The 12,500-nt window shown below is 61.9% G+C and carries 5 protein-coding genes, 2 tRNA genes and 2 rRNA genes (1 of these 9 running past the window's edge); 5 read left to right on the forward strand and 4 right to left on the reverse strand.

Annotated elements, in window-relative coordinates; all coding sequences use genetic code 11:
- Positions 1-119: 119 nt before the first annotated feature.
- Positions 120-908, reverse strand: coding sequence for an MOSC domain-containing protein (locus IVA78_RS19130; RefSeq protein ID WP_247467021.1), 789 nt, complete (start codon positions 906-908; stop codon positions 120-122).
- Positions 909-1,143: 235 nt separating this feature from the next.
- Here IVA78_RS19130 and clpB point away from each other — a divergent pair, with 235 nt between their 5' ends.
- The gene (gene clpB / locus IVA78_RS19135) at positions 1,144-3,783 is read left to right on the forward strand and encodes an ATP-dependent chaperone ClpB (protein WP_247467022.1); all 2,640 of its coding nucleotides are present in this window, start codon (positions 1,144-1,146) and stop codon (positions 3,781-3,783) included.
- Positions 3,784-3,860: 77 nt separating this feature from the next.
- Here the strand turns inward: clpB and IVA78_RS19140 are convergent, their stop codons facing one another.
- The 3 genes from IVA78_RS19140 to IVA78_RS19150 form a co-directional block, all read right to left on the reverse strand.
- A complete protein-coding gene (locus IVA78_RS19140) occupies positions 3,861-4,127 on the reverse strand; it encodes a hypothetical protein (protein WP_247276784.1) in 267 nt (88 codons plus the stop codon).
- Positions 4,128-4,214: 87 nt separating this feature from the next.
- Positions 4,215-5,846 carry a hypothetical protein gene (locus tag IVA78_RS19145; protein WP_247467024.1) on the reverse strand — a complete coding sequence of 544 codons (1,632 nt, stop codon included), beginning with the start codon at positions 5,844-5,846 and terminating at the stop codon, positions 4,215-4,217.
- 94 nt (positions 5,847-5,940) lie between these two features.
- On the reverse strand, positions 5,941-8,004 hold the full coding sequence (locus IVA78_RS19150) for a M23 family metallopeptidase (RefSeq protein WP_247467026.1): 2,064 nt from the start codon (positions 8,002-8,004) through the stop codon (positions 5,941-5,943).
- A gap of 1,004 nt (positions 8,005-9,008) precedes the next feature.
- On the opposite strand from IVA78_RS19150, the gene IVA78_RS19155 reads away from it, so the two are divergent.
- The 4 genes from IVA78_RS19155 to IVA78_RS19170 form a co-directional block, all read left to right on the forward strand.
- Positions 9,009-10,497: ribosomal RNA gene (locus IVA78_RS19155) — 16S ribosomal RNA — on the forward strand.
- A 224-nt stretch (positions 10,498-10,721) separates the two neighbouring features.
- Positions 10,722-10,798: transfer RNA gene (locus IVA78_RS19160), tRNA-Ile, on the forward strand.
- 126 nt (positions 10,799-10,924) lie between these two features.
- A tRNA-Ala gene (locus tag IVA78_RS19165) sits at positions 10,925-11,000 on the forward strand.
- 416 nt (positions 11,001-11,416) lie between these two features.
- Positions 11,417-12,500: ribosomal RNA gene (locus IVA78_RS19170) — 23S ribosomal RNA — on the forward strand (it continues 1,761 nt past the right edge of the window).
- Together the 16S and 23S rRNA genes with 2 tRNA genes alongside form the textbook arrangement of a ribosomal RNA operon.

Genomic DNA, 12,500 nt, shown 5'->3' on the forward strand with positions numbered 1-12,500 from the left:
CGCTCAATCGTCCGGTCATAGCTGTTGTCGCGCATCGGATCGTCCTCCGCTGGAGCGATCCAATCAGCGAATTAGTGAACATGCACAGCAATGACGGAGTGTGTTGAGGCGGTATCGGCTCACACCAGTCTCGGCTCTCCCACCGCGACCGCATCGCCGACGCCGATCTCGCCATCTTCGATCACCTCGGCATAGATGCCGCAGTCCATGTGGCCGAGATGGCGCGAGAGCGCCGGCGGGATCTCGAGGTCGCGCTTGGCGGTCACCGGGTCGACGTTGGTGGCCGGGCAGCGCTTGATGCGCTTGACCACCTTCAGCCGCGCCCGCTCGATTGCGAGCGTCTGGTCGACGAGGTCGAGCTCGGACCAAGCCGGCCAACCTTGGACATAGAGATTGGCGCGGAAGCGCAGCGGGTGGACGGTGGCGCCGCCGAGCATGGTCTCGAGGGCGCGGACGCTGTCGAGATTGATGATGGACACGACCTTGCGGGCGACGTCGGAGAAGCTGTGGTCGCGGCCGGACAGGACCTTGGGTGGGCCCTTCAGTTCCGGCTGAAAGTTCTCCCTGAAATAGCTCTCGATGGCGGTGCGCCCGGCAGCGCTCTCGAGATCGCCGCTGGCGACGATCTGGCCGTCCTTGCGGATATTCAGGCGATTGGTCGCGTCCTCGAACCGGCTGTCGAGGGAGGCCAGTCGCTCATTGCGCGCCAGCATCAGAAACTGGATTTTCGGCTTCCACTGGGGCGCCTCGGGATCGAACCCGCTCGGCCCGTTCTCAATGGCGTAGCGGCGGTCGGCAGGCAGGGTCTGGCCGCTCCGCAGCGCGACGCGGGTCAGGTGTTCCGGCGTCAGGCCCTTGATCGGGTAGCGGTAGAGGCCGGTAATCTCGGCGGTGCGGTTGGCTATCATGCCGCTACTTAGGGGATTCGGCAGGCCCGCGCAAAGCGGCCCATGAGCGCACGAAATTGTGAACGCGCCTCTTCCGCATCCGCGACCCGCTTCCCACATTTGCCTCAGGCCGGCGGCACCGCCGGCAGAACACCGTTACCGGTTGCAACGTCAATACGGTGATCGGAAACCCAATGAAGATGCCGTCTGGAGTGCCTTTGAGGGCTCCGAGGGCAGGCCGAGGGATAGAAAAGACATGAATATCGAGAAGTACACCGAACGCTCCAGGGGCTTCATCCAATCCGCGCAGTCGCTTGCGATGCGCGAGGGGCACCAGCAGTTTTCCACCCTGCATGTGCTGAAGGTCCTGCTGGACGACACTGAAGGGCTGGCCGCCGGTCTGATCGACCGCGCCGGCGGCAATTCGCGTGCAATCCTGAAGGCGACCGAGGACGCGCTGAACAAGGTACCGAAGGTGTCCGGCGGCGGCGCTGGCCAGATCTATCTCGCGCCAGAGCTCGCCCGCACCTTTGACGCGGCCGAGAAGGCCGGCGAGAAGGCCGGCGACAGTTTTGTCACCGTCGAGCGGCTGCTGCTCGGTCTGGCGCTGGAGAAGACCAGCGAGGCCGGCGCGATCCTCAACAAGGGCGGTGTCACCCCGCAAAATCTCAATGCGGCCATTGAAGCGCTGCGCAAGGGCCGCACCGCGGACAGCGCGACCGCCGAGAATGCCTACGACGCGCTGAAGAAATATGCCCGCGACCTCACCCAGGCGGCGCGCGACGGCAAGCTCGACCCGGTCATCGGCCGTGACGAGGAGATTCGCCGCACCATCCAGGTGCTGTCGCGCCGGACCAAGAACAATCCCGTGCTGATCGGTGAGCCCGGCGTCGGCAAGACCGCCATCGCCGAGGGCTTGGCGCTGCGCATCATCAATGGCGATGTGCCCGACAGCCTCAAGGACAAAAAGTTGCTTGCGCTCGACTTGGGCGCCCTGATCGCCGGCGCGAAGTATCGTGGTGAATTCGAGGAGCGGCTGAAGGCCGTGCTCCAGGAAGTCACCGCGAGCGAGGGCACCTACGTCCTGTTCATCGATGAGATGCACACGCTGATCGGCGCCGGCAAGGGCGATGGCGCGATGGACGCCTCCAACCTGCTCAAGCCGGCGCTCGCCCGCGGCGAGCTGCACTGCATCGGCGCGACCACGCTCGACGAGTACCAGAAGCACGTCGAGAAGGATGCGGCGCTGGCGCGGCGCTTCCAGCCGATCTTCGTCAGCGAGCCGTCGGTCGAGGATACCATCTCGATCCTGCGCGGCTTGAAGGACAAGTACGAGCAGCATCATGGCGTGCGGATCACGGATTCGGCGCTTGTGGCGTCCGCGACCCTGTCCAACCGCTACATCACCGACCGCTTCCTGCCCGACAAGGCCATCGACCTCATGGACGAGGCCGCGGCGCGGCTGAAGATGCAGGTCGATTCCAAGCCCGAAGAGTTGGACTCGCTCGACCGCGAGATCATCCGGCTCAAGATCGAGCAGGAGGCGCTGAAGAAGGAAAGCGATGCCGGCTCCAAGTCCCGGCTCCAGACGCTGGAGAAGGACCTTGCCGAGCTTGAGGAGAAGTCTGCGGCACTGACGGCGCGCTGGAGCGCGGAGAAGAGCAAGCTCTCCGATGCCCAGAAGCTGAAGGCCGAGCTCGACGGCCTGCGGGTCGAACTGGCCAACGCCCAGCGGCGCGGCGAATTCCAGAAGGCCGGCGAGCTGGCCTATGGAAGGATCCCGGAGCTGGAGAAGAAGCTCGCGGAGATCGAGGCCAAGGAGAACGCCGGCGAGATGATGGAGGAGGCGGTCACTGCCAACCACATCGCGCAGGTGGTCTCGCGCTGGACCGGCGTGCCCGTTGACAAGATGCTGGAAGGCGAGAAGGAGAAACTCCTGAAGATGGAGGATCAGCTCGGCAAGCGCGTCGTCGGCCAGGCCGAAGCCGTGCGTGCGGTCGCAACCGCCGTGCGCCGCTCGCGCGCAGGCCTGCAGGACCCGAACCGGCCGACCGGCTCGTTCATGTTCTTGGGCCCCACCGGCGTCGGCAAGACCGAGCTGACCAAGGCGCTTGCCGAGTACCTGTTCAACGACGAGACCGCGATGGTCCGCCTCGACATGTCCGAATACATGGAGAAGCACTCGGTCTCGCGGCTGATCGGCGCGCCTCCGGGCTATGTCGGCTATGACGAGGGCGGCGCGCTCACCGAAGCGGTGCGGCGCCGGCCCTATCAGGTGGTGCTGTTCGACGAGATCGAGAAGGCGCATCCCGACGTGTTCAACGTCCTGCTCCAGGTGCTCGACGACGGCCGCCTGACCGATGGCCAGGGCCGCACCGTCGACTTCCGCAACACGCTGATCATCATGACCTCGAACCTCGGTTCGGAATTTCTGGTGAACCAGCCGGAAGGGGAGGACACTTCGGCCGTGCGCGAGCAGGTGATGGGAATGGTGCGTGGGCATTTCCGCCCCGAATTCCTCAACCGCGTCGACGAGATCATTCTGTTCCACCGCTTGCAGAAGAGCGAGATGGGCCGGATCGTCGAGATCCAGTTCGCGCGGCTGCAGAAGCTCCTCACCGATCGCAAGATCGTGCTGACGCTCGATGCCGCAGGCCGCGACTGGCTCGCTGCCAAGGGCTGGGATCCCGCCTACGGCGCACGGCCGCTGAAGCGGGTGATCCAGCGCTATCTCCAGGACCCGCTCGCCGAGATGATCCTGGCCGGCGAGGTCAGCGACGGCGACAGCGTTGCGATCTCGTCCGAAGGCAATGTGCTGACCTTCAACGGCAAGGCGCCGCAGACTGCGGAGATCGCCCAGTTCGAGGCCCCGGTGCCGAAGCGGAAGCTGAACTAAGCGTTTCTGCCGCCTGAAGCAACAGGACGCCCCGGAGAGATCTGTCTTTCCGGGGCGACTGTCGGTTGGCTCGCTGGCTAGCTGAGCGCGGACGCGGAGCCGGGAGCGGCGGGGCCTTGCTCCTCGTCGTCCTCCTCGAGCTCCGAGAGAATATCCACCAGCTCGCGCACCCGGCCCTGCGCCAGCGGCCGCAAGTCGTTGATCATCGGCTCGTCATTGGCGAGCCAGGCCTGGGCTTCGGCGAGTTCCTCGGCCGTCGCGCCGGTCCCGATGATCTGGGCAATGGTGACGTCATCGGCCCGGTCCACGGCCTTGACGACGTCGTCACGTGAGAGGCGCGTCATGGGCGATCCTCCTGCTGGTGGGCTTCCGTCAGCGTCTAACCGGGAACCCAAGCCTGGGTTCCGCGGTCAGCTCTTCTCCGGCGGTCGCTACTTCTTCACTGCCTTGTAGATCGCATTCTCCACGTCCGAGGTGAAGTAAATGACGCCGCTCGCACCGACCGCGACGCCCGTCGGGATATGCGTCGGCAGGCCGCCGGGTGCGCCTGTCAGGCCGATCGGAAGATTGGCCGCGATCTCCGTCACCTTGCCGGTCTCCGGCGCGATCTCGACCAATCGTTTGGCGCCGACTTCCGCGACGATGAGCTTGCCGTCGCTGGCGCGCGCAATGCCTTCGGGCATTTTTAGTTCCTTGGCGAGCACGGTCTTTGCGCCGTTCTTGTCGATCCGGGAGACGGCGCCGGAGAAGGCCTCGGTGACATAAACTTCGCCAGCCGATCCGCCGACGAGACCCACCGGTCCCTCGAGATCGCCAACCAGCGTGGCGCGATCCTGGCCATGCTCACCGCTGACCTTGACCAGCGATTTGGTGCCGAGCTCGGCCACCAGAATGCTGCCGTCCGCGAGCACAATCGCGTCGTGCGGGGCCTTGAAACCGTGCAGCATGTCGCGCGTGGCGCCGGTCTTGCCGTCGATCACCTGCACCGTGCCGGTGAACCAGCTCGACAGGACCACGTCGCTGCCCTTTGCTGTCGCGCTCATCGGATATTCGAGGGTGACGCCGGCGGCGTGCATGCGCGCCTTCTCGGTGACCTCGCCGGTGACACCGTCGACCGTACGATAGGCGAACACGTCGGCGACATGGATCGTATCCTTGCCATTGTCCGAGGTGACGCCGATGCCGCCGGGCAGGGCCAGCTTGCCGATGATAATTTGCTTGGCCTGGCCGGTCGCCGGATCGACCTCCTGGATGCCGTTATCAGCCATGTTGGAGACGTAGATGCGGTCCTTGCCGTCGATCGCGAGATTGTCCAACGACGGCTTGAGTTGCGCGACCATGGTCTTGGCGCCGGACTTCGGATCGACCCGGACGAGCTGGCCGAGCGCGGTGTCGACCACAAAGAGGTTGCCTTTGGAATCGAAATTCACCGCGGCCGGAATCTTGAAGCCATCGGCGACGACGGTCAGCTCGGCGTTGTCGACGTCGACTTTTGCGACCTGTCCCTTGAACCAGAGCGGGCCGTAGAGCTTGTCGTCCGGACCGAACTCGAAGCCGTTGAGGCCGCCCATCTTCTCCATGATCTGGCGCGGCGGCTTGATGCCCTCGACGTCGATCTCATAGAGCGTGTCGCCGAGGAAGACGGTGGTGGCGTAGAGCCTGCTGTCCTTGCGGAAGGCGAGCGAGTTGATGCCGGGAAGGCCGGAAGCAAGCTTCTTGATCGGGCCGTCGCCCTTGCGGGCATAGAGATCGCCGGCGAGGAAACCCGTCCAGGCCATGGTGCCGTCGGGCGCGAACGCGATGTCGTCGGCCATTCCGATCGGCGCGGGGATCGCGATCTTGGCCGTGCCGCCCGCGATGTCGACCTCGTAGAGCGCGGCGCCCGCGACACTGCCGGCAAACAGATGGCCGGCCTTGTCGATGCCAAGCCCGTGGACGCCGTGGAATGCGGAGCCCGGGACGAGCTTGGTGACCTCCCAGGTTGCCGGCAAGGTCTCAGCCGATGCGCTCGTGATGGAGAAAACTGCAGCAACCAGGGCTGCGCAGGCGAGCCTGTTCTTCATGGCGAGACCTCCCATTTTTCGGAAAGTATTCGCCCGTCAAGCGGCTTTGGCAAACGAAACTTGACGTTGTGAGGTGGCGCCCGGCCGTGCCGATTTAGCGGTTCGTCACCTGTAACGGCCCGCCGGTCGCATCCGACATCCTCGCGATGGCGCCGCCGCGGCCGCTCATCATGCCGTCCAGCCGGTCGCGTTCTTTCTCGAAGCTCGCCAGCATCGGTCCCTCCAGCGAGCGCCCGCGCGGCAGTTTTACGCGCATCGGGTCGACGAAGCGTCCGTTGACCAGGATCTCGTAGTGGACGTGCGGACCGGTCGACAGGCCGGATGAGCCGACGAAGCCGATCACCTGGCCCTGCCGCACCTTCTTGCCGACTTCCATGCCCTTGGCGAAGGCCGACATGTGGCCGTAGGCGGTCTCGTAGCCGTTGGCATGCTTGATGCGGATGTACTTGCCGTAGCCGCCCTCGGGGCCGGCCTTCTCGATCATGCCGTTGCCGGAGGCGAAGATCGGCGTGCCGTAGGCGGTGGCCCAGTCGACGCCGGTGTGCATCTTCACGTAGCCGAGGATGGGATGGCGGCGGCCGCCGAAGCCGGAGCGCATGATGGCGTTGTTGACGGGCTTCCTGACCAGGAACTTCTTCGCGCTCTTGCCGGTCTCGTCGTAGTAGTCGACGACGCCGTCGTCGGGGCTCTGGTAGCGGTAGTATTTCTTGGTCTCGCCGCCGACGGTGAGCGAAGCGAACAGCACCTCATTCTTCTCGCTGGCGGTCACGCCCTCGTCCTCGCCGGCGTAGAACACGTCGAAGGAATCGCCCGGCTGCACCTTGCGCTGGAAATCGACGTCGTAGGAGTAGATCTTGATCATGTCGTCGATGACAGGCATCGGCACCTTGTTGCGCATCGCGGTCTCGTAGATGCTCTGATAGAGCCGCACGCCGGAGCCGTCATCGTCGTCATCGTCGTCGCTGTTGGCGTTGGCCGCGGCGTCGGTGACGGTGTTCATGCTAGAGACGTCGACCGCGACGTATTTGCCGAGATCGGACAGCGCCGCGATCGCCTCGACCATGGTGTCGTTGGCGACGACGACGCGGTAGGGCTGCAGGCGCGCGCCCGGGCTTGCGGGCGCCATCAGGATGCGGAGCTTCTCGCCTTCCTTCAGGCCGCCGTCGCGGCCGCGCGGACCGAGCGTTGCGGTGATCGCCTTGATCTCGTCGGCGGTGGCGCCGAGATCGCGCAGCACGCCAGCGACGCTGTCGCCCTTCTTGACCATGTGGACGCGTTCGCCGTTGGGATTGCCGCCGGTGATCTGCTCCTTGGTCTTGGGCAGCAGCGTGACGTTTTCCGGCACCACGCGCGTCTCGAAGCCGGCATAGGGATCGGACGGCGATACTTCGGTGGCATAGGCCATCTTGATGTCGGAGGCGCCGGTCGCGCCGGAGACGTCGGCGGCGGCATTGGCGAGCGAGGCGTAGCGCACCCCGCCATTGCCGCGCCAATTGGCGGCATCGCGCACCCGCATCAGGATGTCGTCGAGCGCCACCACCGCGGAAATCTTGGCCTTCGGCAGCACCGGCGACAGGTCCTTGGTGACGAAGGAGACCTCGGCGTCGGGCTCGACGGCTTCGGGATTGTTCGGGTCGTCGGAGGCGGTCTTCGGATCGGAGCCGACGTCGGTGAGCATGCGCTGGGCGTTGAACGGCGGAATCTTCGCCGACAGATCGCTCGTCGTCATCGACAGATTGCCGGCGATGCGGACGAACGGGCGCACCCGCATCACGTCGCGGTTGCCGACGCGGGCGACCGTGGAGACGCGGACGATGTTGCGCGAAGCCGTGGATTCGCTTGGCGGCGGCAGGCGGTCGCTCTTGTGCAGCGTGGCGGCGCGATCGGCTGCGCCGAATGCACCGCGCAGCGCGCCTTCGACCCGCTCCGGCACCTTGGCGAAGGTCATCTCGCCGTCGAGCGACGCGAAAACGGCGCCGCCGATGAGGGCCGCGCCGCAGAGTCCGGTCAGAATCGTCCCGCTGAACCATTGTACCGAGACGCGGCGGCGATCGATCACGGCGGCCTCAGAACCGTCGACCGACAGCGGCGGCTCGTGGCCGAGATCGATGATCCCGGTCTCACGCCCGTAAGCGCTGCGTGACGTCCTGTGGTTCAACCCAAAGTCCCCCAATTCTACGACCCAAAAGCCCCGTATCGAGCCTTTTCCCGGTCGCCCTCTTCGAGGCGTATCGCAGGAAAAGGGCAAGCCGCATAGGCGTTCGCGGTCAGAAGGCCCCGATGACGGGCCGGCCGAAATTACGAACAGCTAAACGGAAGAAGGTCTCTCGATGTCTCTCGAATGCCGGAGGAAGGCCGCGCCATCTGCAAGATCGCCTTCCTCTGACCCATGAAAACCGCCGGCAGCCCCCACTGGCATCCCCGCGATTCAAGCTTGTCTCTTATCAGAACGCCGCGGGATTGTGGCTCAAGTACGGCGCCTCATATGGAAAAAGTTTCCTGAAGGGCGGACGCGGGAGGCCTCCCCCGGACGGGCGTCCCAAGCCCTCTCCCAAACCGCCTCCGAAGCCCGCTCCAGAGCCCGCCGGGGGCGCAAACTTTTTTCAGTTTTTTCCTCGCACAGCATCGGCCCGACCGTTCTCCGTCCTTCTAACTGCCTGGAAACACGAGAATTTCTTCGTCGATCCACTGTGCGACGATTTGTTGACGATGGGCGTTGACAATCCCGATGAGGGGGGACTATAACCCCAACCACTGAGCGCGGCGCCGCCGGGTCACTGACCAAGGCGAGCGAACGCGCCACTGATGCTCCTCACCTTGTTGAGTGACACAACAATCGACACCAGTCGGTTGGAGTCATTCATCGTCGGTAAGGGTGTCGGAACCCTTCCACGCTGGAAGGTTGGGGCCTCCAAGGTCCCGGGCTGTTTGACAAGTGAAGATGAAGAAAGAGAAACGTGGACGGCGGAGTCCTTGCGGGTCTCGCTTCTGAGAAGCTTCGGCTTTTCTGATCGAGACCGGACGAAAGACTTCGGCGGTACACGTTTCAAAGGTAACACCATGGCCTCTTCATTGAGGTCAGTTCGCAAGCGATGTGAATCGCTTCGCGAGTATGGTGGGACCTCGTCAAACGTTGTGATCAGCCGGTTCAAAGTTCAAGTCCAACTTGAGAGTTTGATCCTGGCTCAGAGCGAACGCTGGCGGCAGGCTTAACACATGCAAGTCGAGCGGGCGTAGCAATACGTCAGCGGCAGACGGGTGAGTAACGCGTGGGAACGTACCTTTTGGTTCGGAACAACACAGGGAAACTTGTGCTAATACCGGATAAGCCCTTACGGGGAAAGATTTATCGCCGAAAGATCGGCCCGCGTCTGATTAGCTAGTTGGTGAGGTAATGGCTCACCAAGGCGACGATCAGTAGCTGGTCTGAGAGGATGATCAGCCACATTGGGACTGAGACACGGCCCAAACTCCTACGGGAGGCAGCAGTGGGGAATATTGGACAATGGGGGCAACCCTGATCCAGCCATGCCGCGTGAGTGATGAAGGCCCTAGGGTTGTAAAGCTCTTTTGTGCGGGAAGATAATGACGGTACCGCAAGAATAAGCCCCGGCTAACTTCGTGCCAGCAGCCGCGGTAATACGAAGGGGGCTAGCGTTGCTCGGAATCACTGGGCGTAAAGGGTGCGTAGGCGGGTCTTTAAGTCAGGGGTGAAATCCTGGAGCTCAACTCCAGAACTGCCTTTGATACTGAAGATCTTGAGTTCGGGAGAGGTGAGTGGAACTGCGAGTGTAGAGGTGAAATTCGTAGATATTCGCAAGAACACCAGTGGCGAAGGCGGCTCACTGGCCCGATACTGACGCTGAGGCACGAAAGCGTGGGGAGCAAACAGGATTAGATACCCTGGTAGTCCACGCCGTAAACGATGAATGCCAGCCGTTAGTGGGTTTACTCACTAGTGGCGCAGCTAACGCTTTAAGCATTCCGCCTGGGGAGTACGGTCGCAAGATTAAAACTCAAAGGAATTGACGGGGGCCCGCACAAGCGGTGGAGCATGTGGTTTAATTCGACGCAACGCGCAGAACCTTACCAGCCCTTGACATGTCCAGGACCGGTCGCAGAGATGTGACCTTCTCTTCGGAGCCTGGAACACAGGTGCTGCATGGCTGTCGTCAGCTCGTGTCGTGAGATGTTGGGTTAAGTCCCGCAACGAGCGCAACCCCCGTCCTTAGTTGCTACCATTTAGTTGAGCACTCTAAGGAGACTGCCGGTGATAAGCCGCGAGGAAGGTGGGGATGACGTCAAGTCCTCATGGCCCTTACGGGCTGGGCTACACACGTGCTACAATGGCGGTGACAATGGGATGCTAAGGGGCGACCCTTCGCAAATCTCAAAAAGCCGTCTCAGTTCGGATTGGGCTCTGCAACTCGAGCCCATGAAGTTGGAATCGCTAGTAATCGTGGATCAGCACGCCACGGTGAATACGTTCCCGGGCCTTGTACACACCGCCCGTCACACCATGGGAGTTGGCTTTACCTGAAGACGGTGCGCTAACCCGCAAGGGAGGCAGCCGGCCACGGTAGGGTCAGCGACTGGGGTGAAGTCGTAACAAGGTAGCCGTAGGGGAACCTGCGGCTGGATCACCTCCTTTCTAAGGATGATCCTTCAGCGAGCTCACGCTCACTATCGGATCGTTTTAGAAACATCAGTGGCCAACAGATCGCCAGATCGTTGAGCTGCATTGGCGGGATTTCGCCGTCTTCGTTTCTCTTTCTTCGCGGACGAACACGCGCCGGGGCTGCGCTGTGCGATTGCATTCGGCGCTGGTCGCCGATGCATGCACGCAAGACCCTAGTCCTGATAGGATAGCGTTAGGGGCTTGTAGCTCAGTTGGTTAGAGCGCGCGCTTGATAAGCGTGAGGTCGGAAGTTCAAGTCTTCCCAGGCCCACCAGCCTTCGCTCGCGCCAGCGAGTGCAAGGCTGCCGCGCCGAAGCCCTGTGGGCGAAGGCGGGCTAGTCAGCGCGAGCTTCGGCTCGGCAAGCCATGGTACGAGCATCGCGCTTCGTCTTCTGGTTACGGGGCCATAGCTCAGCTGGGAGAGCGCGTGCTTTGCAAGCATGAGGTCGTCGGTTCGATCCCGTCTGGCTCCACCAGATGGTTTGATCATCGACGCCGTGTTTGCAGGTATTCAACCGTCGTCCGCGAAACATCACTTCGCACTCATTAGTCCGGATGGACAATGAGCTGCGTGTTTTCTGACATCGTAAAGAGGAGATCGATCCGAGTTGGGTCGTGCAGCAAATCGCTGCGCGAGCCTTCATTATCTCCGGATCATTTCGGCGCTCGCGCGCCTTTCAGTGCGGCTCACAAGGTTGCCTCTGGAAGATGTGCGAGTTGTAAATGATCCTTTTAGCGAAGCTTGACCGCCTCGCTATCGGAACGATCTTACGAAGCAAGCTGGTCTTTCTAGTCAATGTCCGGCTGTACGTAGCATTCATCGAGGGTGCGCGCCGCAAGGCAATCGTGCAGACAACATTCTGCCGAGTGTGTGGACATTGATAATGAGAGCAATCAAGTGCCTTAAGGGTGTTCGGTGGATGCCTTGGCGCTGAGAGGCGATGAAGGACGTGCTACGCTGCGATAAGCCGTGGGGAGCTGCGAAGAAGCTTTGATCCGCGGATTTCCGAATGGGGAAACCCACCTTCGATAGCCGGAACTCCAAGACCTTGTGTGTTGGGGTTCGACCAGAAATGCGAGAAATCAAACCGCGAGGTTTTGGATTTCCGGTTATCAAGAGAAGGTATGAGACTTCTGAATACATAGGAGGTTTCAAGCGAACCCAGGGAACTGAAACATCTAAGTACCTGGAGGAAAGGACATCAACAGAGACTCCGTTAGTAGTGGCGAGCGAACGCGGACCAGGCCAGTGATACATCAGAGACAATCGGAACCAGTCAGGAAAGCTGGGCCTTAGAGGGTGATAGCCCCGTACGAGTAATGCGATGATGTATCCACGAGTAAGGCGGGACACGTGCAATCCTGTCTGAACACGGGGGGACCACCCTCCAAGCCTAAGTACTCCTCAGCGACCGATAGTGAACCAGTACCGTGAGGGAAAGGTGAAAAGCACCCCGACGAGGGGAGTGAAATAGACCTGAAACCGGACACCTACAAACAGATGGAGCCCAAGATTCGTTCTGGGTGACATCGTACCTTTTGTATTATGGGCCAGCGACTTAATTTAACGAGCAAGCTTAAGCCGATAGGCGAAGGCGTAGCGAAAGCGAGTCTGAATAGGGCGCCAAGTTCGTTGTATTAGACCCGAAACCTAGTGATCTAGCCATGAGCAGGTTGAAGGTGAGGTAACACTCACTGGAGGACCGAACGGGTGCCTGTTGAAAAAGGCTCCGATGACTTGTGGTTAGGGGTGAAAGGCCAATCAAACTGGGAAATAGCTGGTTCTCCGCGAAAGATATTTAGGTATCGCCTCGCACGAATGCTTCGGGGGGTAGAGCACTGGATGGGCTAGGGGGACTTACCGTCTTACCAAACCCAACCAAACTCCGAATACCCGAAAGCAATATGCGGGAGTCACACGGCGGGTGCTAACGTCCGTCGTGGAGAGGGAAACAACCCGGACCTACAGCTAAGGC

The sequence above is a fragment of the Bradyrhizobium sp. 137 genome, assembly GCF_023074095.1.
Lineage (GTDB): Bacteria > Pseudomonadota > Alphaproteobacteria > Rhizobiales > Xanthobacteraceae > Bradyrhizobium.